Genomic DNA, 24,512 nt, shown 5'->3' with positions numbered 1-24,512 from the left:
AGCCCAAACCACGACTAAAAGGGTGGCTTAGGGTATAAAAAGGTACGCCAAAGAACGATCGACGAACATCCATATACCCCATAGTCCAACGATTTAGGGTCGTCGGGTAGAAACTTGCAAGCCATATCCCTGCTATTATACGAGGTGTTATATTCAATCTTCCTATCACGCCTTCATCTTAACAAGACAAGGAAGCATCCGTCAACCAAAGGCGAACAATTTAATTATCTGAAAATTTATTGTTCGTCTTTATACACAATTAGCTCATGCATTTTTTAATTGCATTCGGAATTTTTAATATTGGTTTTACAAAAAAAGGCAAAGTATCACGGTTGCGTGAACTTCACCTTAGCCTGTAGTCAAAAAATGTAGTTTGCTGAACTGGGATGATTGACGTTGCATGGCCTGACTCACAAGTTGCTTCACTCTATTTGAGGGAGGAACGGTTCATCTTTGTAAGCAAAAACGCCGATGACCCCGTTTTTCATACGGATTCATCGGCGTTTTCTATACCTGTTCCTCGGTCGTGACGTCCTGATACATATCCTGAGCTACGCACCTCTGTCAGAGACAAATAGTCCGGAGGCGCGCATGTAAAGGAATCAGTCAGATTCTGTTTTCGCTTTACAGTCAAAAATGATCTGTTGGCGAATCGGATACGGTTCTTCATTCGCATCTAATCCAAAAATCGGTTCTTCACGTCGAACAGTCGGACGATAACCCATGGCATCAATCCGATCGAGGCAGTCGCTGATTGTTTCATTCTCTTCAACAGCCACTCGAAGTTTTTGTTTTTTTGCCATGTGTGTCACGTTCCTTCCTTATTATATAAGTCATGCATCTTTGAAAAAACATCAAGATACAAAAAAAGTCCATAAAAAAGCGGCGGCCCTTGAGCGTATGCTCCAGAACCACCGTTTGCCTGGCAACGTCCTATCCTCACAGGGGGAAGCCCCCAACTACTTTCGGCGTTCAAGTGCTTAACTTCCGTGTTCGGCATGGGAACGGGTGTGACCACTTGGCTATCGTCACCAGACGACGGGCTCGCGCCCTCAAAACTGAAGTCATCAACAATCATCTGCTAGAACAAGGCCTCGACCGATTAGTATCACTCAGCTCCGCATGTCACCATGCTTCCACCCGTGACCTATCTACCTCATCGTCTCTGAGGGGTCTTTCTTGATTACTCAAAGGGAAATGCGCCTTTCATCATCGGACCATGCGGTCCGAAGAACTATCCGGTATTAGCTCCGATTTCTCGGAGTTATCCCAATCCTTGAGGCAGGTTCCTTACGTGTTACTCACCCGTCCGCCGCTCATTCCACTTGCTTCCCTCCGAAGAGTTCCGCGAGCTTCCTGCGCTCGACTTGCATGTATTAGGCACGCCGCCAGCGTTCGTCCTGAGCCAGGATCAAACTCTCCATAAAGTGTTTGACTTGCTCGTTTTTGTGACTAAAAGTCACGTTGACGAAGCTTGCGCTTCATTCATTGTTTGTATCCGAAGATACGTTTTTTGCCTCATCGTTCAGTTTTCAAAGTTCGTCGTGTCGTGTTAGCGACTTTAATAGATTAACAGCTTGTTTTGATTATGTCAACCGTGTTTTTGAAAAGATTTTTCAGCCCCAACAAACCGTTTATAAAAGGCGTCTCGCTGGAACATTTATTAATATAACAACAAAATTCGACAAACACAAGCATTATTTTAAAAAAACTTTACAAAAAGCTGTTTTGCGTTTTACATACAGCATCAGAGTCTTAACATACTCAATAAAGTAAACCTGATATTTGCAGGTCGTTCAGCCAGACGTCTCATCAAGTACGTATACCAGTCTACTCCGTGCGGTACATACACGACAACACGATATCCTGAATTGACCAACTCTTTCTGACGTTGCGGTCGCATCCCTTGAAGCATTTGAAATTCAAAACACTCATCTGAAATGTCAGCTTGTCGAATAAAGTCGAGTAGTTCCTCAATCATATCGTCATCATGTGTCGCGATTTGCGTATAACGTCCTTTCATCAAATTCTGTTTTACTAATAGAAGATAGTTGGCATCTACCATCGCCTTATCCTCGATGTAATGTTCTTTCGACCCCGTATATGCCCCTTTTACGATCCGGGTCATTGGTTCGAGTTGATCCAAGTCAAAACGACTACGGTGCAGATTTGCTTGAAGCGCCACGCCAAGGTTCGGGTAAGAGAACTGAAGCACACGGAAAATTTTCAAAATCGACTCAGTCATTTCGTACTCTTCCATGTTGATCGTCACCCGGCGATTCAGCTGAAGTGCGACTTCAAGGATACGCTCCATCTGCATGAGGGCGAGTTCCGGATCTAACCGCACGCCGACGGATGTTAACTTTAATGAAATTTGTCCATCCACTTGTTCTTTCTCTAATCGGTACAAAACATCAATGCATTCATCCGTAATCGCCTTTGCATCCTGCACATTGTGAATAAACTCTCCTAAACAATCAATCGTGACTGCCCGACCCTGCGCATTCAACGTCCGGACTGTTCGGAACGTCTCATCAATTGTTTGCCCTCCTACGAATAATGTTCCCCCTAAAGGTAAGCCGACTGCTCGGGCCACACGAATAAGACGTTTATCAACAGCGAGTCGTTCGAATATCGGACCTGTTAGTTTTTCCAACACGTTCATCACCTCCTGTTTGTTGATTCCCTACTCTCCATAAAAAAAACGCCTTTCTTCTATATAGAAGAAAGACGTCAGCTTAATAAGAAAAATTAGTGTAACCAGATGAAGTATGCTAGGAACCCGAGTGACATGGCGTACATGATCGGGTGCACTTCTTTCGCGCGACCTTTCGCGATCATCGTGATTGGATAGAATAAGAACCCGAATGCGATTCCCGTTGCGATCGAATACGTAAGTGGCATCATGATGACTGTCAAGAAGGCTGGAACTGCATACTCGAACTTTTTCCAATCAATCTGGAGAAGTGAGGATGCCATTAACACACCAACGATGATGAGTGCCGGTGCTGTGACCGGCGCCGTGATGACGGCGAGAAGTGGTGAGAAGAATAAGGCAAGTCCGAAGAATAAGCCGGTTACGATTGCCGTCATTCCTGAGCGACCGCCTGCTGCGACACCTGCACTTGATTCAATGTATGAAACCGTCGTTGATGTTCCAAGGATTGAACCCGCGACTGTTGCTGTTGAGTCAGCGATCAAGGCGCGTCCTGCACGCGGAACTTTATTTTCCTTAATTAATCCTGCCTGGTTCGCGACGGCAACGAGTGTTCCCGCTGTATCGAAGAAATCAACGAAGAAGAACGTTAAGATGACGACTGCCATCTGGACAGTAAAGATTTCATTGAAGTGAAGGAACGCTTGTCCGAATGTCGGTGCGATACTCGGTGGAGCTGAAACGATTTCCCCAAGGCTTGACGGAACAGGAATCAATCCAAAAATCATTCCCGCGATTGCCGTCAAAATCATTCCGAAGAAGATGGCGCCTTTAATTCCGCGTGTCATTAAGATCGCTGAAACGACTAAACCGAACACAGCAAGCAATGTTGTCCCTTGACCCAAGTTACCGAGTGAGACGAGCGTCGCTTCGTTTGCGACGACGATTCCACCTGTTTTCAAACCGATGAAGGCGATGAATAAACCGATTCCGGCAGCAACTGCCATTTTAAGTGGTTCTGGAATCGCATTGATGATTGTTTCACGAATTCCTGATGCCGTGAGTACCATGAAGACAAGACCCGATACTAAAACACCGGATAATGCCGTTTCCCACGGGATCCCCATGCCGATGACGACACTGTAGGCGAAGAACGCGTTCAGTCCCATACCGGGTGCGAGAGCAATCGGATAATTCGCGAGTAAGCCCATCGTGACTGAACCGATAACGGCGACAAGCGCCGTTGCACCGAAGACAGCACCAGGATTCATCCCGGCGTCTGCTAACGTATTCGGGTTAACGAATAAGATGTACGCCATCGCGAAGAATGTTGTCATACCGGCGATGAACTCTGTCCGCATGTTCGTACCGAGTCCGTCGAAGTCGAAGAATCGCGCGATCGCGTTCTCCTTTTGTTTAGGTTGTTGCGGTTTCATCTGTGTGCTCATGGTTGCCTTCTTTCCAAATAAGCCGTCTCAAGAAACGAAAAAAACGGCAGTTACCTAAGCGGTAAAAGCCGTTTCTTTAAGCGCACACCAGAATCAGTGCACGCCGTAGTAGGAACCTTTAAGGTGTTCCTGTAGAGACTTCCGGGCCATATCCCCAGAATTATACGGCATTATTTTTTGTTTTTTAGTAGATGATTTAAAATAAGAACAGACACATCGTAGCACGCTCAAAATAGACGGTCAACCATAAAAGCGAAATTTAGTGGATTAAATAAGCCGAACGTTCGGTTTTGGAAGCGTTTTTTTAGACTGACTGACTTTTTCTTTGTTTTTCTTCTCACGGTTATTTTGCTTTAATATGTAAGGCAATAACTGAAAACGGATGGGCAATCTTCCAAAGACCATCACGAGGACTGCCGCTAACATCGGAAGAAAAAGCACTCGTCCGATTGTGAGCTCATCAAAGTAAGACGCAGCGACCAGTCCTTTGACGATAAAACCGTGGAGAATATAAATCGTCAATGTCTTCGTTCCAAGATGGGAAATTACGAATGGTTTTCTCGGCAACAACGTAAAGAATGCCATGATCATCAGACACTGAATCATATACAGAACAAGCCGCAAGATTAATCCAGTTTCATCTAACCCCATCTTGAAATATGAATTCGCTCCACTCAGCAAATCAAACTGAAAAAGGTTTGGCCATGTCCACATCATTAGAGCACTAGCCAGCATGACCACTAAAGCCATCCCGCGGTTCGGGAACACCTGATAGATGATTCATCCACGACGCTTGAAGTAATAGCCGAGCACATAAAACGGAAAAAAGACGACAATGCGCGATAAGCTCCATGCTCAGCCGATTTGATCGATGTAGCCGGCTGGCCAGCATACTGACCAACAAAATGTGCCCGATTCCCATCTTGACGGATCGCCTCAGCCAAAGAACCGCCGGCAGCAGGGGACTCCAGACAAACATCGCAAACAGATATCAATAGATATAAGCCGGTTGTACTGCCAAGAATTGATATTGGTCAATTCCGTTCCCTTTCATCACCGCTACAAATACCAGTTGTATCAGGATGAATAACACAAGATAATCCAAAAAACAGTTTCAGCCCGGCTTTAAGAGTTAATTCCCCCTTTGTAAAATAACCCGATATGAAAATGAAAGCTGGCATATGGAAGAAATAAAATTAAATACACTTTCCAACTCTGGGCTTTTTAAAATAAAGGGCTCGATTATATGACCGAGAACTACTTAAAAAATCAATACTAATTTGGCATGATCGTAAACCCAATCGCGTCCGTTCATTGCCTTCCTCCAACTCCTTTTTTCGTCTGTTGATTGATATCTCTCTTTTTAAGTTACTAAAGTCTATATTTAAACACACGTTTTTTTGAAGAAAAGAAACAGAAATTTTGTAGACGCATCACGCGAAAAAGAAAGTAACTGACAGTCGCTCTTCCGATTGGAAACAAATTCTTAATTCATATGGAGCTTGTTCCTTATTGAAAGTTAACGTTGACGGAGTACTTCTTTAAAGTATTCTGTCAATAAGCCTTCTCCTTTAAATCGATCTTCTAAAACAGGTTGTATCTGCTTTAATTCATTCTTAAGTGTTCCATAGGTATTCGGGAAATATCCTAAGTAAGAATACTTATATACAGGTTCCTCAGGATACAATTCATAAGCACGTTTTAACATAGAAATCCCTTTTTCTTCCCACTGTTCATAGTCGCCAAAATAATAGGGAAACACAGAAATCATATAACCAAAACACCAGAGAAAATCCTCATTCGTCATAAAATGCGCTAAGCCGAAATGTGTAACTTCCTCCAGTAACGACTCTAATTCATCCATATCTACATCTGCATCTGTAATTCCTAGCGGTCCTTGTTCGACTACGACATACCAACAAAAAAAGCCCAGTCGAATCACAGTTTTTAAGTCTATGGGATTTTGTTGCCATGCTTTTAAAAGATATTCTTTTGCTTCATTCCACTTCTCTTGATGCTCTAATCGATCAACTTCAGCCCATGTCCAATCAATCATAATGGTTCGCCACCTACTCCATTTAGTTATTCACTTCATATTATATCAAGTGCCCGATGCACATCTCGATATATCGTGGTCTCCTCCCTTGAATTTGTTGGTTTAGTTTAAAGTCATCCAACAGTTCCATGATTTTAGTCACGAAAAAAGCCCCCTTTCATTCACAAATAATGCGAACAAAAGAGAGCTTCATTTTTAAATATAATTGTTGAAGGTGAAACGGACTTCTTTTCACCTATCCCCTTTAAAGCGTTGGTACGACAGGCTTCATGAGACGAATTTCCTCAGCAAGTCTAGTTCTTACTCCCACTCAATCGTTGAAGGTGGTTTCGACGTCACATCGTACAGGACGCGGTTAACGTTCTGGACTTCGTTGACGATCCGGACGGAAATCTTCTCGAGCACGTCCCACGGGATGCGTGCCCAGTCCGACGTCATGCCGTCGATTGACGTAACGGCACGGATGCCGACTGCATAGTCGTATGTCCGCTCGTCACCCATGACACCGACTGAACGAAGTGGTGGCAAGACCGTGAAGTACTGCCAGATTTCACGTTCAAGACCGGCTTTTTTGATTTCGTCGCGGAGGATGAAATCAGATTCACGGACGATTTCAAGTTTCTCATCTGTGATTTCACCGAGGACACGAATGCCGAGACCGGGTCCTGGGAACGGCTGACGCCAGACGATTTCGTCCGACAAACCAAGTTCTTTACCGAGTGCACGGACTTCGTCCTTGAACAACGTATTGATCGGTTCGATCAATTTGAACTGCATGTCTTCCGGCAATCCACCGACATTGTGGTGTGATTTAATCGTTTGTGCCGTATCCGTTCCGCTTTCGATGATATCCGTATAGAGCGTTCCTTGGGCCAGGAAGTCCATATCCGTCAATTTTGACGCTTCTTCGTCGAAGACGTAAACGAATTCGTTACCGATGATTTTACGTTTTTGCTCCGGATCTGAAATCCCTTTTAATTTGTTCAGGAAACGGTCTTGCGCGTCGATTTTAATGACGTTCATGTGGAAGTGATCGGCAAATGTCTTCATGACACTTTCCGCTTCCCCTTTCCGTAAGAGACCGTGGTCGACGAACATACATGTCAATTGGTCACCGATTGCCGCATGAATCAGTGCTGCGACGACAGACGAGTCGACACCGCCTGAAAGGGCACAAAGAACTTTTTTGTCGCCGACTTCTTCTTTAATCTTCGCGATTTCGATTTCGATGAAGTTCTCCATCGACCAGTCGCCTGTACACTGACAGACTTCGAACAGGAAGTTTTTCAAGAGTTCTTTGCCGAACATCGTGTGGTTGACTTCCGGATGATACTGAACACCATACATTTTTAACTCTTCGTTTTTGATGGAAGCGATCGGGCAGGAAACGTTTGTCCCATCGACGACGAAACCGTTCGGAACCGTTGTGACGAGATCACTATGGCTCATCCAGACCGTCTGCTCGAGTGGTAAGTTTGCATACATCGCGGACGGATCGTTCAGCGTCAATGTCGCTTTTCCGTACTCCCGGTGTCCGGCACGCTCGACTGTCCCACCGAAGTGTTGCGACATCAATTGCATGCCGTAGCAAATACCAAAGATCGGAATTCCGAGTTCGAAGATTTCCGGATCACAGCGGTACGCGTCTTCTGCGTAGACACTGCGTGGTCCACCGGAGAAGATGATACCCGCTGGTGCGATGTCTTTGATTTCTGCTGCCGTAATCTTGTGCGAATGCAGTTCACTGTAAACTCCGAGATCACGGATGCGTCGTGTGATCAATTGGTTGTACTGACCTCCAAAATCGAGGACGAGGATCATTTCTTGGTCCAAATGTGCTTCCAAATCTATTCCCGCCTTTCAAGTTTCATGCGTACCCCTATGAAAAAAACCCACTCTTCCCCCATGAATAAATGGAAAAAGAGCAGGCCGCTTCACAAAAAAATGTATACGAAGGGTCTGCTCCTTCATAGTCAGGTCGTTTAAGGTGACCCGGTAGAGACTCTCGCGCCATATCCGCGAGTATATACAAAGGAGATGCATGTATGATTTACGTTGTTCTCATTGTAACTGTATCAATTCAAAAATATCAACCCTCTACGCGACGAATCATATTTTCGAAATATTCACGTTTCTTTTCGAGCGACAACGTCTCACCACCATAAATCATCCGTTCATAGGCATCCGTCAACGGGCGCATCGCGTACGTTTCGTAATACCCATCGACTTCATGTGCAAGTTCCGCGAGCGTCCGTCCATCCTTATAATGGAACCCTTGTTTATCGAGACGTCGGAGCAAGAAGCGATACATCCGTTTGAATCCTTCCGGTCGTTTGATTTGGCTACGGAAGAAGAGAATTGCGGCCGTTCGTCTGATTGGTTTTCTAAACAGATAGAGGAACACAAGACCGAGCAACGCACCAATGATCGGCCAGACGGGAATCGAACGTTTTTCCGCCTGATTCGCTGTCGTCGCTTGGGCGTCATCGAGAAGATTTTCCTGCGGACGGTTCGGTGTTGCCGTTTCCGTATCTGTCTCTGTATCCCGTTGCGGATTTGATTGTTCCGTTTCGTTATCGGTCTCTTGATTGATCGTATATTGCCCTGTACCGTCAAAACTTACAGTCGGCTCGAGCGGTACCCAACCCGGTCCTTCGATGTAGACTTCGACCCAGGAATGGGCATTTTTGTTTCGGACCGTATAACTCGTGACAGCAGAACCGATGACATCGGATTCGCCACCTGTAAATCCTTTTACCCAGCGTGCCGGTAATCCAGCCGCCCGTAGTAACACAGTTGCTGAAGTCGAAAAGTTATCACAATAACCGAGCTTCGTCTCGAACAAGAATTGATCGACATAGTCTTGATCTTCTGCCGGGACAGCAACATCTTCCGTATTGTACTCAAAGTTTTCTTGCTCGAAGTAATTTTCAATCGCTTTCGCGCGCTCCCACGGTGTTTCTTCATCAGCAACGATCTCAGCCGCTAAATCACGAACCCGGTCCGGTAACGTTCCCGGCAGTTGCAGGTAACGATCTTGTTCCATTTCTGAAAGTTTTACCGGTTCATCCGTTTGGAGTAGTTTTTCAGTAAACAGTGGATACGCGTACTGAATCTGATAATTTTGTTGGCGCGTTGCATCGTCAAGATACGAAATTTTTTGATTTTCCGGGTTGATTAAAAGATTTTGTCGTTGATCAGCTGCCGTCAAGCGCACATTATCTCCATTGTAAGGGACAAACGGCAACTCACGAGCCAACTTGAACGTCGCACTCTCTTCACGTGTCTCGACGTCATCGCCAAAGTGCGAGAAGAAACCACGCCCGTTAATCTCCGGACTTGACTCCGATAAAATCCAACCTTTACCGGTGTAGACGTCCTTCGTCTCGACCCGCCAGTAACGATTCCCTTCACTCTCGACTTGAAAAACTTCCCGGTCGTCCATTTGGAATGGACCACCGAGCTGTTCATCGTTCGAGCCGTATCCGACTTTTTGAATCGCATTCGTCGATGTACCTTCTCCTTCAAAACGTGACGTCCAGTCATACCAACTGTTTTGCCACGTCGCTGTGATGACCGGACTTTGTAGTGCCGCAACGATCGTTACACCGATAATCAACAAGGCACTAATCGGCCGAACGTAAGAGGCAGTCGGTCGTTCATTGATTTCTGTCGCATACAACAAAAGTAATGCCAGGAGGATCGGATACAAGATGAACTGGTCACCCGAGTAATCCGTCCATGTGTCACAATAGGCGATGAAACCGATCACACCGACGGTCAACCCAACAACAAATCCTCGATTCGGGAAGGTTCGGCGACCAAGGTAGCCGATTAAAAAGCTAATTAGACCGATCGATAAGGCGAAGGCCGGTCGTCCCGGCAACTCCCCATTGATGACACGTGATACATCATCCGTAATTTCACCTAATAGTCGCCACGGGGCTTCTCCCGGTGTCAAGATGAAGTAAAAAGACACCATCAAAGCAAGTAGACTGCCACTTAAAAACCACCGTCTTCGGACGTGCGATAGCAGGAGTGGTGTCAAAAGAAGCGGCAAGAAAGGAACGATGCTGTCAAACGTCGTCAGTTCCAGTAGCGGGGGCATGAAGCTCGCAAGTAGTAACGCCGCGAGTAAGTTCCAAATCAGTCGTCGACTCATCGGCTCCCCCTCCTTTCCGGCGTATAGACATGCACGGTCGCTTCCTGTCTGATTTTAGACATCCACATTTCGTTATTCGATTCAAGGTCCGGCGTGATGAAGAGGACGTTTCCACTCAGACGTAATGCTTTTGAGGAATACTCCCACGACTCAATGAAGGACCGGGTCCGACTCGGTTGAGCCGTCATCAAATAATGTGTCAGCTTCGCCCCTTCAAGTGGTAGAGACAGGGACTGGACAGCATGACCGACGAGATGGATCCGGTAATTCAAGCGCCGTTTGTTGAGTTGATCGGTCGCATCGGCAAGCATCGAAATGCTCCGTTCGAACTGCGCATCACTCACCGTTCCTTCATCAAAAACAATTGTCGTTTCCCGCTCTTGTTCCCGTTCAAATGTCTTCGTCATCAAACCTTGGCGTTTCGCCGTTGCCTTCCAATCAATCTGGTTCATCCGGTCGCCACTGACATATTCCCGGACTCCAACGACGGTAAAGGATGACTGCCGCAAATCGAGCGAGACGGGCGAAATTCCGCCGTCCCCCCGATCGTCTTCATGTGGCAACTGCGTCGCGAGCCGTGCCGGTTCAATCGCAAGATACGTTTCGACCGGATAGAGTTTTTTTCGCATGAATACACCGAACGGATCCGTGATTTCAATCACACAACCCGGAATCTGATACAGTCCACGACGAATCGATGGAATGACATATTCAATCTGTTCCGTCTTCCGGTAATGGGCACGTAACGAGCGCCGAATGTCTAAACGCTCCGCACTCAACGCTTCCGGTACTTCCTCTGTTACTTCGACGGTCCCGACAAGAAAGGGGTATTTTCGTCTAACTTGTAAAACGACAGGAATGTCCGTCCCGGCAATCAACATTTTATTCGAAACTTCTCGCGTCGCGACGGCTTTCGTCACGGGCCAGATTAAAAAAATCGTCCAGTAGACAGTCAAACCTGCCATGACGTAGAACAGTAACGAGGCTACATTTCCACCATCCACACGGGCGTAAATCCACAATGCCGTGACCATCAGGAGCAGGACGGCATAACGCCAGCCGATTTGCCACCGTTTCATAAAGACTCCACGTCGTGTTGAATCGGCACCGCAACTTCTTTTTTCACCTGTTCCAATACCCGTTCAGCCGACTGTCCGTGGTAGCGAGCATCTGCCGTCAAAATCAACCGGTGTGATAAGACGGGTGTCAACAGGTGTTTCACGTCATCGGGTAATACGAATTTCCGCCCTTCCATATAAGCCCAGGCTTGCGCGACTTTCATTAAAGCAATCGATGAACGCGGACTGGCTCCAAGGTAAAGCGAAGCATGCTCACGCGTGGCCTGGACGAGCTGAACGATATATTTTTTAACCGGTTGTGAAACGTGGACTTCCTTGACTTCTTCCTTCATCCGTAACAATTCGTCGCGCCCGATGACCGATTCGATCGTGTCGATTGGTTCATCGCGTTCGAATCGATTCAGCAACTTCATCTCTTGCTGAAAATCCGGATAGCCCATCTTGACTTTGACTAAAAAGCGATCGAGTTGTGCTTCCGGCAATGGATATGTCCCTTCATGCTCAATCGGATTTTGCGTCGCCATGACAAAGAAGGGATTCGGAAGCGTATGGATTTCTCCGTCCACCGTTACATTTGCTTCCGCCATCCCTTCCAGTAACGCCGATTGTGTTTTCGGAGAAGTTCGGTTGATTTCATCCGCGAGAACGATATTGCCCATCAATGGACCCGGACGATACTCAAATTGACTCGTTTTTTGGTTATACATCGAAACACCCGTTAAATCCGAGGGGAGTAAATCGGGTGTGAATTGAACACGCTTAAAAGTCAGGCCGATTGAGCGACTGAATGCGCGCACGAGCATCGTTTTCCCGACCCCCGGTACATCCTCAAGTAAGACATGTCCTCCGGCAAGTAGCGCTGCTAACGATTGTGTAATAACATCTTCCTTACCGACGATTACTTTTTCTACGTTGTCGATGATTGCTTGAATCTCTCTTGTGTATGTTCGCATTGTCAGGCCCCTTGCTCTTTAGTAGTTGAATTTTCTGACTCTTTCTATCTTCTCATACCCGTAGTCCCTTTGGAAAGGCATATGAGTCTCTCAATACGCACAAAAAAGGGGGCGCCGCAGAGCGACTCCCCCTTTGTGTTTCAGGAACGATTACATGCCGTAAACCGTTCTTGATTCGTGCAGAGTGCACGTAAAACACGGGTACAATCCGTGTCTATAAACTTATTCCGTTCGTCAAGTCCGGTGATCCTCTTCTACTCGAAGCGACATGCGATCGTTCCCTCTACATTGATAATCATTCATGTGCATCACCATCCTTTCATATATTGAATATTACCGAATCTATTCGAAGTTAAACCTTGTTTTTTAATTATTTTTTTCGAAACCGGTAATACGTCGTTGCTAAAGCAAGTGCAAGGACAAGCCCCTTAATAATATTCAATGAGTAATACGGAACAGATAACATAACGAGCCCATTCTCAAGAATCCCGACTAAGCAGGCTCCGACTAATGTCCCGAGTGCGTTCGGTTTCCCTTGTCCGGCAAACGATGAACCGATGAAGGCAGCCGCGACTGCCGGCATCAAATAGCCGGATCCGGCATTAATCTGTGACGATCCAACCTGCGACGCAAGCAGGATTCCTCCGACTGCCGCGAGTAGTCCGGCAATCACATAGGCCAGTGCCCGGTAACGGTGCACCGGGATTCCCGTCAAGTGTGCCGCCTCCGGGTTTCCGCCAATGATGTATAAGAAGCGGCCGTGTCGTGTATGGTTCAAAAACAGATGCGTCACTGCTACGACGGCGAGCATGATTAGGATGATCCACGGTGCCTGACTGATTTTTAGGAAGGACTCCGGAATCATCCCGACTGTCGGTGTTCCGTCGAGACGGGGCATCCCGGCACTGATTGATCCGCCGCCGGTATACGTCATCGCCACCCCTTCAAAGATGAACATCGTCGCAAGCGTCGCAAACAAGTCGGGAATCTTGAATTTGACGATCAATAACACGTTGACCAGCGCGACGCTTAAGGCAATCAAAATCGCCAAGCCGATCGACAGACCAAGCGGAAGGCTGTACCAGACAAAAAATGAGACGACGAGCGAGCTGGCAAAGGTCGCGGTCGAACCGACCGATAAATCAAAACCGTTGACGGTCAGCGAAACGGTCAACCCGATTGCGATGATCGTCACAATCGAGATACTGCGCAAAATATTAATCAGGTTCGCGCCCTGTAAAAAGCTTGGTGCCGTCACGGCAAAAAAGACGATGAGTGCAAGGATTGCGAGGACGATCCCCCAGTCATTCAAAAAGCGTAACAACCGTTTACCGGATGCGTGTCGTTCCGTGTTTGGTTTTGATTCCGTCGTTGGTTCGTGAAGTACCTCGTTCATCAAGTCATCCCCCCTGTCGCATACAGCAGTAATTGGTCTTCCGTCGTCTCCGACGTATTCGTCTCGAACACGATTTTCCCGTCATACATGACATAAATCCGGTCCGTCACCGCCAGCAATTCATCGAATTCACTGGACGCATACAGAATCGCTTTTTGCTGTCCGGCCAGTTGATCGATCACGTCGAAGATTTCCCGTTTCGCCCCGACGTCGACACCTTTTGTCGGTTCGTCGAGCAGCAGGACCGCAGCATCGGCGAGGAGCCATTTGCCGATCGCGACCTTCTGCTGGTTCCCGCCGGATAAGCCTTCCACGCGTTGCGTTTCATCCGTTGATTTGATCGCCAATCGTTTGATGATAGCGTTGGCGGCAGTCCGTTCCTTTCCGGTTTGGACCCAACCGAACCGATTGACGAATTGTCTGAGACTTGCCGCGGTCATGTTTTGATAAATCGGATCCGTGACAAGGATGCCTTCTTTCCGGCGTTCTTCCGGGACCAGACCAATCCCGTGTCTGACTGCCTCGTGCGGCGACCGGATAGTCGCCGGTTCGCCGGCTATCCGAATCTGTCCCGCCACAGTCGGAGTCACTCCGAAAATCGTCTTACAGAGCTCGGTTTTTCCCGCTCCAATAAGTCCGGCAATTCCAATCACTTCACCTGCATGAACCGTCAATGACAGCTGATTGAGTTCACCCGGGACCATCACTTGATTGAGCTCGAGCAACGCTTGCCCGACGGTTCGGGTTTGCCGGTCCGTCTGTTGCAAACGTCTTCCGAGCATCTGTTCAACGATTGTCTCTTTCGTTTGCCCGGCTAATGCTTGGCGGGCGACAAGTTTTCCGTCACGCATGACGGAAATCGACTCACAGATTTCAAATAATTCCTGCAGGCGGTGTGAGATGAAAATCACGCCCAATTGTTCGCGTGTCGCGAGTTCCCTGATGATGCGAAACAAACGTTCCGTCTCCCGTTGACTGAGCGGCGCCGTCGGTTCATCCAGGATTAAAAAACGGCTGTCTTGAACGAGTGCCCGGGCAATCAAGACCAACTGTTTGTGGGCAAGGCGCAGTTCACTGACCCGTTGCCGGACATCAATCGAAGACTGGAGTTTCCCGAGCGCCTCCCGGGCAATCTGTTCCAACCGGCGTTGCCGGATGACCCCTTTGAGCTGTCCGTTCGTCAACAAATCGAGGCAAATGTTTTCCGCGACCGTCAAGTATGAAATCAATGCCGTATCGACTTCTTGGTAGACGATTTCAATTCCCGCCCGTTTCGCGGCACGCGGCGAATCGATCGTCAACGGCACACCTTCAAACGAAATCGTCCCGTCATACGCCGCATGCGCTCCCGCCAATACTTTCATCAGCGTCGACTTACCGGCGCCGTTCGCTCCGACGAGCGCATGAATTTCCCCGCGGCGGACGGAAAAGTCAACAGCATCAAGCGCTTTGACACCGGGGAATTCAATTGAAATCCCACGCATCTCGAGCCGGTTCGTCGCGTCCAGATGCGTCATTTCGCAGCATTCGCTTTCCGTAGTTTTTCCATCCACGGTTCATTGAATTTCTCGGATGTGCTCCAGCCCTTGATGATTGTATCGAGATTGTACATCGTCGTATCGGCTTTGAGCGCCTTTTGCTCGACTAATTTAGCGTCCAGATCAAAGCTGCCCGGTGTTTTTTCGCCGGCCAGTTTTTTCGCCAGCAGGCGCATGTCCGTCTGTCCGATCAAATGCGGATCAACGGCACTCGTCGACACCCAGTTGCTGCCATTCTCACGCATCAGGTTGATGTCCTGATTCGAGACATCGATTGAAATCAACGGGATTTCCTGACGTTTGTTGTCTTTTAAGGATTTATAGGCGCCTTTTGCGACTTCATCCCACGCTCCCCAGACGGCATCGATGCTTCCTTTCGGATATTTCGCGAGAATCGCGTTCATCTTCGTCGCGATATCGCCCTGGACATCCTGGAAATTCGTCGGTCCGACCGTTTCAAGCGTCTTGATTTTGCCGTCCGCTTCATACGTCTTATAGATTTCCTGACGGCGGTCAAGCGGTGCAAACCCCGGACCGAACCACAATTTGATGACCCGGACCGGCTTGTCGTCTTTCACTTTCGTCACTTCATCGAGTGAAAGTTCTGCCAGTTTGTGATCATCCTGGAATGTCTCCGTGATGCCTGTTAACGTCTGGTCCTTTTTCTTCGTCACCGTATCAAACGTCACGACCTGAATCCCTTTGTCGATCGCCGGTTTAATCATGTCGTAGGAATAATCTTCTTTTCCGTGCGAGATGATCAGTCCGTCATAATCCTGCTGAACGGCTTGCGCCACCAGTTCCTTGAACTTGACGTCATTGCCTTCGGAAATGAACATGTTGACCTTAAACCCAAGCGCCTCCCCTTCCGAACGGGCACCGTCTAAAAATTGTTTCGTATGATCATCGGACGCCAGATTGCGGATGACGGCAATCTTGATGTCGCCTTGGACACTTTCCGGCACACCGCTGATTTTTTTCGTCGGTGTCGCTTCACTATTGGCGCAAGCAGCCAGCAAGACCGCCGGTGCGAGTAAGAATGCTAATTTTTTCATCTCGATCTCTCCTGTCTGTTTAGATGACCTGTTGTCCAATCGCCTGTTCGATCGTTTCCACGCTCGGCCGTTCAATGACGCCGAGTTCCGTGATGATCGCCGTGATGAGCTCGTGCGGTGTCACGTCAAACGCCGGATTAAAGACCTTTGTTCCGGCTGGTGCCGTTACTTTCCCCGCCAGTTGTGTCACTTCACTAGCATCGCGTTCTTCAATTTCAATCTCGTCACCTGATAAACTCGTCACATCAAACGTCGACAGCGGTGCCGCGACATAAAATGGAATCCCGAAGGCACGTGCGAGTAACGCCAGCTGGAACGTCCCGATTTTATTGGCCGTATCCCCGTTACGGGTGATCCGGTCCGCGCCGACGATGATGGCGGTGATCTGCTTTTCCTTGATCGTATGCGCGACCATATTGTCCGTGATCAAGGTGACGTCAATCCCTGCCCGTTGCAGCTCCCATGTCGTCAAGCGCGCCCCCTGCAACAAAGGCCGGGTTTCCGACGCATAGACGGATAACGGGATGCCTTGTTCCTTCGCAAGATAAAACGGGGCCAGTGCCGTCCCGTACGCCGCTGTCGCAATCGATCCGGCGTTACAAATCGTCAACACCCGGTCTCCCGCTTGAAACAGCTCCAACGCATGCACACCGATTTGCCGTGACGTCTTGGCATCGGCTTCATAAAGGGCAATTACTTTTTGTTCCAGACGTTTCGGCAGTTCCTCGAGCGTTGTGCTCGAAAGGATAAGCTGATTGAGCGCATCGAGTACGTTCCGCAAATTGACGGCGGTCGGCCGGGTCGCCAGTAACTCCGCCGATACCGTCAACAGTTTTTGTTTGACCTCGTCAAGCGATCCCGTCGTCCGGAACGCTTCCTGCACGAGGACGAATCCACCGAACAGACTGATTGCCGGCGCCCCCCGGACACGAAGTTGTTTAATCGCCTCAACCGCTTGCGCCAAATCATGAATGACTTCGTACCGTTCTTCTTGCGGGAGACGGGTCTGATCAAGGATCTTTAAGCACGCCCGCTCATAGATGACACTACGGATAAACTCGCTCATCGGCTCAATTCCTCCGTCACGTCAAAATTCCGGAGATCGGTAAACGTCTTACATTCGCCGCGCCGTTTAATCAATGCCGTCCCGAGGCGTAACGCATGACGTTTCCGTTCAAGGCGCGTCGCAGCATCCGGAATTTGTTCCAAATCAGCGACCGGTGCCAAACCAATCGTCCGCCGGATCAGTTCACAACCGGCGAAACCGAGCGCGTCTTGGAGAATTGTACTGAGGACATCATCGACAAGCCCGGGTACCGTCCGGAAAGGTTCGACGGCTTCCCGTTCCCACAGTGCCGTGAACGTCGAAGCAAACGTCAGCCAGAACGTATCGATATCCTTCACCCGCTTCTCCCGCAACTCAGCATAGTTCGGATACGCCGCAAAGCAGAGGTGGGCAATGAACTGACCGACATCAAACCCGAACGGTCCGTAAAAAGCGAACTCCGGATCGATGATTTTCGTTTCGCCCGCCGAAGCAAAAATGCTTCCTGTATGTAAATCTCCGTGTAATAAGGCCTCCCCTTTCGTGATGAACAACGTTTCGAGCTTCGCGACTTCCCGCTTCAGTTTTTCGTCCTGCCAGAGCTGCTGTACGTCTGTTTCCAAGCCGCTCTCGATGTTGTTTGTTTCCGCGTCGTAAAACGGATCCGTAAAGATTAACTTTTCCGTAATGTCGCATAAATCCGGGTTGTAATAGTCACGTGCGACCTGTTTTTTTCCGACCGGACCGAGCGCAAAATCTGACGTGAAAAATAACGTCCGTGCCAAGTAAGAACCGACATGTTCTGCAAGGAGCGGGTAGGTTTCGCCTGCGAGCAATCCCGTCCGAACGATTTGCAGGTGCGACAAGTCCTCCATCACTGTATACGCTTCTTCATGACTCGCATGAAAGACCCGTGGAACGAATGGCGTCGCGTATTTTGCGAATTCCTTCAGTGCCAACTGTTCGATCCAGGCCCGCTCGAGTGACAAGGGCCAGCTTTCCCCGACGACTTTTGCATAAGGTAATGCCTGCTTCAAGATCAAACGTTCTTTCCCTGCCTGAATCCGAAAGACTAAGTTCAAGTTGCCGTCGCCGATTTCTTCTGCCGTCGCTTCTTCCTGTCCGATGAGTCCGAGTTCCCGGACACGTTTAATGGCGTCCTGTTCTGTAAATGCTTGATATGCCATCTTGCTTCCCCCTTCATTTCTACACAAAAAAACGCCGCTTTTCGTCATAGAAAAGAGGCGCGGGGTATCATCCGTCCTCTTATCTCTCAGACGAATGTCTGTTGGATGTAGCACCGTGCCGGATGGTCGGTTGCTGCGGCGTCTTCGGGCCAATTCCCTCTGCCAACTCACGATAAGAGTCATATGTGGTTGTTGTGTTCGATGTTGATTCGAATATTACGCCCGTCTTAAATCATCTGTCAATTCCAATTTTTAGTGAAAAACCATTTAAAAGACCGCCATCTATAGAAGCTGATTTCAAAAAAAATAAATTTTCAAAAAATTATTTGACATCACGTCCATCTCATGTAAAAATTGCAATTAGATTTCACAATTTCATCCAATTCTTATCAAGAGCAGACGGAGGGACGAGCCCTATGATGTCGCAGCAACCGACCAGTTGGCACGGTGCTAATTCTTGCAGCTAACACGCTGACAGATAAGAGTCCACGCGCAATTTTTCATGGTCTCTTGTCATTGACGAGGGACCATTTTTGTATTTTTTAACAAGGGAGAGACGACGATCATGGCGTACATTACCGCAACTTACCAACTCGGCGTGACCGATCAGTTACCAAAACGGGCAGAGCAAATCGCCCTCGGTCTGACGGTCGGCTCATGGACCGATTTGAATCACTTGGAACAACAACAGCTTGAATCCTTTAAAGGACAAGTCGTCCATACGGAAGAACACGACGGAAAAGGGTATGTCACGATCCGTTATCCGGAACACAACGTCTCACGAGACTTTTCGGCGATTTTGACGACCGTCTTCGGCAAGCTGTCACTCGACGGTCAAATCAAACTGACGGATCTTCAGCTTCCCGCTTCATTCACACCGGATTTCCCCGGTGCTAAATTCGGCATTGAGGGCGTCCGCCAATTGATCCAAGTCCATGATCGCCCCCTGTTGATGAGCATCTTCAAAGGCGTCATCGGACGGGATCTCGTTTTTTTACGGGAACAACTGGAAGCCCAGCTCGCCGGCGGGATTGATCTCGTCAAGGATGACGAAATCTTATACGACAATCCGCTGACACCGGCACTCGACCGGGCGCGGATTGGACGGGAAGTCCTCGATGCACACTATGAACGGACCGGTAAACGGGCCCTTTATGCGATTACATTGAGTGGTCCGGTCTTCCGCTTGAAAGAGCAGGCGAAACGACTGGTCGAAGCCGGAGCGACAGCCCTCCTGCTCAACACGTTTACATACGGGCTTGATGTCTTGCGGGAACTGGCAGCCGATCCGGAAATCCCGGTCCCGATCTTTAATCATCCGGCGTTGAGCGGTGCCTTGATCGCCAGTCCCGAGTACGGGATTGCCGCCCCGGTCCTGCTCGGAACGTTGCCGCGGATTGCCGGTGCCGACTTGACACTGTTCCCGTCGCCGTACGGGAATGTCGCCCTCGCCAAAGACTTGGCCCGCGGGATTGCCGTCGAAGCGACCCGAATCGGTGAGACCAAAACAATTCTCCCGGTCCCGTCCGCCGGAATCCACCCGGGTCTCGTCGCCCAGCTTGTTCGTGATTTCGGCGTCGATTCCGTCATCAATGCCGGAGGCGGTGTCCACGGTCATCCGCAAGGTGCTGCGGCCGGAGTCATCGCTTTCCGCCAGGCACTGGGCGCAGCACTGGCCGGCGAATCACTGACAAGTGCCGCCCACCGGCACGAGGAATTACGTGTCGCTCTCGATGCTTGGGGGATCACGAAATGACGATCCGGATTTTATGTGACTTTGACGGAACAGTAACGGAGCACGATAATATCATCGCCTTGATGCAGGAGTTCGCTCCGCCGGAAAAATTTGAACCGTTAAAACAAGGTGTGCTCGACCGGTCGCTCTCGATTCAATCCGGCGTCGGACAGATGTTTCAGCTGCTTCCGTCCAGTCAAAAACAGGACTACATTGATTTCTTGATGACACAGGCAGTCATTCGTCCCGGCTTCGACACCTTACTCGCTTTTGCCAAATCAAACGAGATTGATTTTTCCATCGTCAGCGGCGGGATCGACTTTTTTGTCCAGCCGATTCTTGCGGATGTACTGACGGACGAAGCGATTTATTGCAACGGCAGTGACTTCAGCCAGGAGACGGTTCGAATCGAATGGCCGCATGCCTGCGACGCGGCCTGTACAAATCAATGCGGCTGTTGCAAAACCTCGATCGCCCGGAAGCTGAAGCAGAACGGTGACACGATCATCGCGATCGGCGACTCCGTAACAGATTTTGAACTGGCTAAGCAGGCGGATCACGTTTATGCACGGGATTATCTGATCACGCTATGTGAACAGCACGGCATCCCGTATACGCCGTTTGAAAACTTTCATGACATATTGAATCATCTGCAGACAAAGGTGGTGTACACATGACCTTCTTAAAACGATATGAAGAATTACGTGCCGTCAAACAGGAACTTGCAGCACGCGACTGGTTCCCCGGCACAAGCGGCAATCTCGCCATCCGGACAGCCGATCAACCGACTGAATTTCTCGTGACGGCAAGCGGGAAGGACAAACGGCAGGATACACCGGACGACTTCGTCCATGTCGACGCGTCCGGTCAACTGATCGGCGAACAGACGGGTCGTCCCTCTGCCGAAACGTTGCTCCACGTCGAGGTCTTCAACCGAACGACTGCCGGGTGTTCCCTTCACGTCCATACGATTGACAATAATGTCATTTCGGAACTGTACGGCGACCAAGGCGAGATTCGGTTTGCCGGTCAGGAAATCATCAAGGCACTCGGCCGTTGGGAAGAAGATGCGGAAGTCCGTGTGCCGATTATCCCGAACCATGCCGACATTCCGACGCTTGCCGCTGCCTTTGCAGCACATGTACATGCCGAGAGCGGCGCCGTCCTGATTCGCAATCACGGCATCACCGTCTGGGCACCGACTGCCTTTGAAGCGAAAAAACAGTTGGAAGCATTCGAGTTTTTGTTCAGTTACACCTTAAAACTACAAACGTGCCGACAGGCGATTCATTAAAAGGAGGAATTTACAATGGCAACAGTACTTTTCCAACAGACAAACGAACGGTATACGGATCAAAATGAGGTCTCTTCATTCCTTGCTTCACGCGGCGTCTTATATGAACAATGGGACGTCTCGAAGTTACCGGGCGACCTCGTCGAGAACTTTACATTAACGGATGACGACAAACAGACGATCTTAACGACATTCGCGGACGAGATTAAAGATGTTTCGGAACGTCGCGGTTACCAGACGGCTGACATCATCGCACTGTCGGATACGACACCGAATCTCGATGAATTACTCGTCAACTTCCAAAAAGAACACCATCATACCGATGACGAGGTCCGCTTCATCGTCAGCGGCCATGGCGTGTTTGCGATTAAAGACGAGGAGGTCGGCTATTACAACATCGAGCTCAATCCCGGTGATTTGATTTCCGTTCCCGTCAACACGCGCCACTACTTCACGCTCCAGGAAGACCGGAAAGTGGTGGCGATCCGAATCTTCGTCACGACGGACGGCTGGGTGCCGATTTACGAGCGGGACGCCCTGTCTTCAGCAAACTAATTCAGTCCGGTCCGGCCCAAGTCTTCTAGCAATAGAGGACCTGGGCTTTTTTTGTACGGAAACGTCGTCTGACAAACATGTTTGAGGAAAGCGCGTGTACGGAAGCATTTCCTATTCTAGAAACATGCCGTTTGTTTCGTCCATCTCCGATATAATGAAGAAAAGGACACAAAAAGGAGCTGACGTGTATGATGATTCGTCTCGTTCAAGAAACCGACTTACCGGACGTGCTCGCCATATATAATGAAGGAATCGAAGACCGGATCGCGACGCTCGAGACGGATACGAAAGATCTCGCCTTCATGCAGCAATGGTTCAGTGAACGCTCCGAGCGACATGCCGGTTACGTTGCCTATGAAGGGGCAAAGATTCTTGGCTTCATTTCGCTCGATGCCTACAATCCGCGTCCCGTCTATCAGTCCGTCGGCGAACTGTCCGTCTACATCACACGGACCCACCGCGGACAAGGAATCGGAAAACGACTACTCGACATCATCGAAGAACATGCAATCATTCACGGCATGCATAAGCTGATTCTCTTTACGTTCCCCTTCAACCGGATCGGACAAAAACTCTACATCAAAGCCGGATTCCGAATCGTCGGTACCTTTAAAGAACAAGGAATGTTAAACGGGTATTACGTCGATGTCCTGGCCATGGAAAAAATTCTCCCTAAACCGGACCAATGATGTTTTGGATTAAAGGTTCGGCAAATCGGGAATATGAGACGAGGAAGATTCGTACAAGAAAGGAAGATTTCCTGTGAACATCCAGCAAATTCGAAATGCGACACTCGTCTTGACCTATGCCAACCAAGTTTTTTTAATTGATCCTTTTCTCGGTGAAAAGGGTTCGCTTCCTCCGTTCGACCATACACCGAACACCCACCGCAACCCCCTTGTCGACTTACCAGTCGATGTCTCGACCTTACTCGACCCGGATGCCGTCTTCGTGACACATCTTCACGCCGATCATTTCGATGAGGCCGCAAAACAATTGTTACCGAAGACGGTTCCGCTCTATGCCCAAAACGCGACGGACGCCTCTGTCATTAAAGAGGCCGGTTTCACCGACGTTCAGCCGTTCGACCAGGGTGTGACACTCCGTGATGTCAAAGTTTTCCGCACGAACGGTCAACACGGTGTCGGCGAAATCGGACAACGGATGGGACACGTATCCGGTCTCGTCTTTACACATCCCGATGAGCCGACGCTCTATATCGCCGGTGATACGATTTGGTGTGACGACGTCGATTCTGCGATTGATACCTATGCACCGGATGTCATCGTCGTCAATAGTGGTGCCGCCCAGTTCCAGACCGGTGAACCGATCACGATGTCGGAACGTGATTTATTAGCGGTCCACGCGGCAGCGGCTGAAGCGACGATCATCGTCTCGCATCTCGAAGCTGTCAATCACTGCCTGCTCCGCCGCGATATGATCGCTGACTTTTTAGCAGCAAATCATCTCTCCGCTCACTTTTTGATTCCGGACGACGGCGAGACGCTCTCCTTTTAAGTCTCTCCTTCGAGAGTCGTATGAATACAAAAAAACCGGACGTTTTCCGTTTCCCTAAAAGGAAGAGGAACAGCGTCCGGTTTTTTCATGTTCATTCTTGCGGAATGACAAGACCGAGTAATCGGGCAAATGCGATTGCTTGTCCTTCCGTCACGATCGCCCCTGTCAAAAAGCGTGGATCAATCGTAATCCCCGAGACGTCCGCTTGTCGCAAATCGAGTCCTTTTAACGGAGTTTCAACCCACTGGCTTTCCATCAATTCAACATCCTCAAAACGTAAATCGATGAGTTTCCCTTCGAAGAATTGTGTCTCCCGCATCGCCGTCTGCTCGAACGTTACTTGTCGGAGCGATGTCCGAATCACTTGTAAGTAATTCGCCTGGCATGCTTTTACCGTGACATGATCAAGCGTCGTTTCTTCTAATTGAACCCCCGTCAGGCGACAGTCCTGAAACAGAACGCGATGAAAACGACTGTCACGGAACTGACAACCCGTCAAATCACACTGCTCAAATCGGACATTTTCAAATGACGCGCGATCAAACACGAGACCCGCAAATGAGACATTCCGAAAACAGACTTGATTGGCATCGATCCGCTCCGTCAGCTCGATGGGTAACGTTTCTTTTTCATACAGCATTTGATACAAGTACGGATCATCGATTTCGATTTCTGCAAATGTTTCGACTGCTAAATTATTCGGGACATCCGGTAGATGGATCATCGGTTTTTTCTTCATTCTCTCCCAACCCTTCTTCTTCTCAGTCCTTAGTGTACCAAACCTGTTACCTAAATATGACTCAAGAGGATGATTTCTAAAGTCATGCTGCGCTCT

General features: G+C 48.9%; 21 protein-coding genes, 1 rRNA gene, 5 riboswitches and 1 other annotated feature. Of the genes, 6 read left to right on the top strand and 16 right to left on the bottom strand.

The features are described from left to right. Window positions 1-61: 61 nt before the first annotated feature. Window positions 62-163: riboswitch (purine riboswitch) on the bottom strand. 439 nt (window positions 164-602) lie between these two features. From A0126_RS02210 to mtnK, 15 genes are all read right to left on the bottom strand, one after another. Beyond that, window positions 603-803, bottom strand: coding sequence for an NETI motif-containing protein (locus A0126_RS02210; RefSeq protein ID WP_029332581.1), 201 nt, complete (start codon window positions 801-803; stop codon window positions 603-605). Window positions 804-920: 117 nt separating this feature from the next. After that, window positions 921-1,036: ribosomal RNA gene (gene rrf, locus A0126_RS02205) — 5S ribosomal RNA — on the bottom strand. Window positions 1,037-1,090: 54 nt separating this feature from the next. After that, window positions 1,091-1,387, bottom strand: a sequence feature (most likely nonfunctional fraction of RNA operon). 360 nt (window positions 1,388-1,747) lie between these two features. Beyond that, window positions 1,748-2,665: a proline dehydrogenase family protein gene (locus tag A0126_RS02200; protein WP_239456815.1), complete on the bottom strand. Its 918-nt coding sequence runs from the start codon at window positions 2,663-2,665 to the stop codon at window positions 1,748-1,750. Between the two features lie 86 nt (window positions 2,666-2,751). Further along, window positions 2,752-4,056, bottom strand: a complete 1,305-nt coding sequence (locus A0126_RS02195) for an NCS2 family permease (protein ID WP_029332579.1) — start codon at window positions 4,054-4,056, stop codon at window positions 2,752-2,754. 134 nt (window positions 4,057-4,190) lie between these two features. Then, window positions 4,191-4,292, bottom strand: a riboswitch (purine riboswitch). A 79-nt stretch (window positions 4,293-4,371) separates the two neighbouring features. Further along, on the bottom strand, window positions 4,372-4,854 hold the full coding sequence (locus tag A0126_RS19470; RefSeq protein ID WP_239456813.1) for a hypothetical protein: 483 nt from the start codon (window positions 4,852-4,854) through the stop codon (window positions 4,372-4,374). 769 nt (window positions 4,855-5,623) lie between these two features. Continuing rightward, complete coding sequence (locus A0126_RS02185; RefSeq protein ID WP_088836262.1) at window positions 5,624-6,160, bottom strand: hypothetical protein; 537 nt, start codon at window positions 6,158-6,160, stop codon at window positions 5,624-5,626. 300 nt (window positions 6,161-6,460) lie between these two features. Then, complete coding sequence (guaA, locus tag A0126_RS02180) at window positions 6,461-7,981, bottom strand: glutamine-hydrolyzing GMP synthase (RefSeq protein WP_088838417.1); 1,521 nt, start codon at window positions 7,979-7,981, stop codon at window positions 6,461-6,463. 129 nt (window positions 7,982-8,110) lie between these two features. Next, a riboswitch (purine riboswitch) is annotated at window positions 8,111-8,212 on the bottom strand. Between the two features lie 37 nt (window positions 8,213-8,249). Beyond that, a complete protein-coding gene (locus tag A0126_RS02175) occupies window positions 8,250-10,322 on the bottom strand; it encodes a DUF4129 domain-containing transglutaminase family protein (protein ID WP_088836261.1) in 2,073 nt (690 codons plus the stop codon). After that, on the bottom strand, window positions 10,319-11,401 hold the full coding sequence (locus A0126_RS02170) for a DUF58 domain-containing protein (protein ID WP_088836260.1): 1,083 nt from the start codon (window positions 11,399-11,401) through the stop codon (window positions 10,319-10,321). The genes A0126_RS02175 and A0126_RS02170 overlap by 4 nt, the downstream gene beginning before the upstream one ends. Then, window positions 11,398-12,354: an AAA family ATPase gene (locus A0126_RS02165; protein ID WP_088836259.1), complete on the bottom strand. Its 957-nt coding sequence runs from the start codon at window positions 12,352-12,354 to the stop codon at window positions 11,398-11,400. The genes A0126_RS02170 and A0126_RS02165 overlap by 4 nt, the downstream gene beginning before the upstream one ends. 370 nt (window positions 12,355-12,724) lie before the next feature. After that, window positions 12,725-13,750 (bottom strand): ABC transporter permease, encoded by a 1,026-nt coding sequence (locus tag A0126_RS02160; protein ID WP_204251417.1) that lies wholly within the window; start codon window positions 13,748-13,750, stop codon window positions 12,725-12,727. Then, window positions 13,750-15,267, bottom strand: a complete 1,518-nt coding sequence (locus tag A0126_RS02155; protein WP_088836257.1) for a sugar ABC transporter ATP-binding protein — start codon at window positions 15,265-15,267, stop codon at window positions 13,750-13,752. Before A0126_RS02155 ends, A0126_RS02160 begins: the two co-directional genes overlap by 1 nt. Beyond that, on the bottom strand, window positions 15,264-16,343 hold the full coding sequence (locus tag A0126_RS02150; protein WP_088836256.1) for a sugar ABC transporter substrate-binding protein: 1,080 nt from the start codon (window positions 16,341-16,343) through the stop codon (window positions 15,264-15,266). Before A0126_RS02150 ends, A0126_RS02155 begins: the two co-directional genes overlap by 4 nt. Before the next feature lie 19 nt (window positions 16,344-16,362). Next, window positions 16,363-17,409 carry an S-methyl-5-thioribose-1-phosphate isomerase gene (mtnA, locus tag A0126_RS02145; RefSeq protein WP_088836255.1) on the bottom strand — a complete coding sequence of 349 codons (1,047 nt, stop codon included), beginning with the start codon at window positions 17,407-17,409 and terminating at the stop codon, window positions 16,363-16,365. After that, window positions 17,406-18,575 carry an S-methyl-5-thioribose kinase gene (gene mtnK / locus A0126_RS02140; protein WP_088836254.1) on the bottom strand — a complete coding sequence of 390 codons (1,170 nt, stop codon included), beginning with the start codon at window positions 18,573-18,575 and terminating at the stop codon, window positions 17,406-17,408. Before mtnK ends, mtnA begins: the two co-directional genes overlap by 4 nt. Window positions 18,576-18,651: 76 nt before the next feature. Next, window positions 18,652-18,754: riboswitch (SAM riboswitch) on the bottom strand. 204 nt (window positions 18,755-18,958) lie between these two features. After that, window positions 18,959-19,060, top strand: a riboswitch (SAM riboswitch). A gap of 80 nt (window positions 19,061-19,140) precedes the next feature. Between mtnK and A0126_RS02135 the strand changes: the two genes are divergently transcribed. The 6 genes from A0126_RS02135 (at window position 19,141) to A0126_RS02110 (ending at window position 23,677) form a co-directional block, all read left to right on the top strand. After that, window positions 19,141-20,331 (top strand): 2,3-diketo-5-methylthiopentyl-1-phosphate enolase, encoded by a 1,191-nt coding sequence (locus A0126_RS02135; RefSeq protein ID WP_088836252.1) that lies wholly within the window; start codon window positions 19,141-19,143, stop codon window positions 20,329-20,331. Then, the gene (locus tag A0126_RS02130; RefSeq protein WP_088836251.1) at window positions 20,328-20,987 is read left to right on the top strand and encodes a 2-hydroxy-3-keto-5-methylthiopentenyl-1-phosphate phosphatase; all 660 of its coding nucleotides are present in this window, start codon (window positions 20,328-20,330) and stop codon (window positions 20,985-20,987) included. The genes A0126_RS02135 and A0126_RS02130 overlap by 4 nt, the downstream gene beginning before the upstream one ends. Continuing rightward, window positions 20,984-21,604, top strand: a complete 621-nt coding sequence (locus tag A0126_RS02125; RefSeq protein ID WP_088836250.1) for a methylthioribulose 1-phosphate dehydratase — start codon at window positions 20,984-20,986, stop codon at window positions 21,602-21,604. The genes A0126_RS02130 and A0126_RS02125 overlap by 4 nt, the downstream gene beginning before the upstream one ends. 15 nt (window positions 21,605-21,619) lie before the next feature. Then, window positions 21,620-22,159, top strand: a complete 540-nt coding sequence (locus A0126_RS02120; RefSeq protein WP_088836249.1) for a 1,2-dihydroxy-3-keto-5-methylthiopentene dioxygenase — start codon at window positions 21,620-21,622, stop codon at window positions 22,157-22,159. Between the two features lie 188 nt (window positions 22,160-22,347). Beyond that, complete coding sequence (locus A0126_RS02115) at window positions 22,348-22,848, top strand: arsinothricin resistance N-acetyltransferase ArsN1 family A (RefSeq protein WP_088836248.1); 501 nt, start codon at window positions 22,348-22,350, stop codon at window positions 22,846-22,848. 73 nt (window positions 22,849-22,921) lie between these two features. After that, a complete protein-coding gene (locus tag A0126_RS02110; RefSeq protein ID WP_088836246.1) occupies window positions 22,922-23,677 on the top strand; it encodes an MBL fold metallo-hydrolase in 756 nt (251 codons plus the stop codon). Window positions 23,678-23,768: 91 nt separating this feature from the next. On the opposite strand, the gene A0126_RS02105 is transcribed toward A0126_RS02110, so the two are convergent. Next, window positions 23,769-24,416, bottom strand: a complete 648-nt coding sequence (locus tag A0126_RS02105; RefSeq protein WP_088836244.1) for a pentapeptide repeat-containing protein — start codon at window positions 24,414-24,416, stop codon at window positions 23,769-23,771. Window positions 24,417-24,512 lie beyond the last annotated feature (96 nt).

This window comes from Exiguobacterium sp. N4-1P, assembly GCF_002214325.1.
Note: the sequence above shows the minus strand (reverse complement) of the source record. Positions and strands in the feature narration are given on the sequence as shown.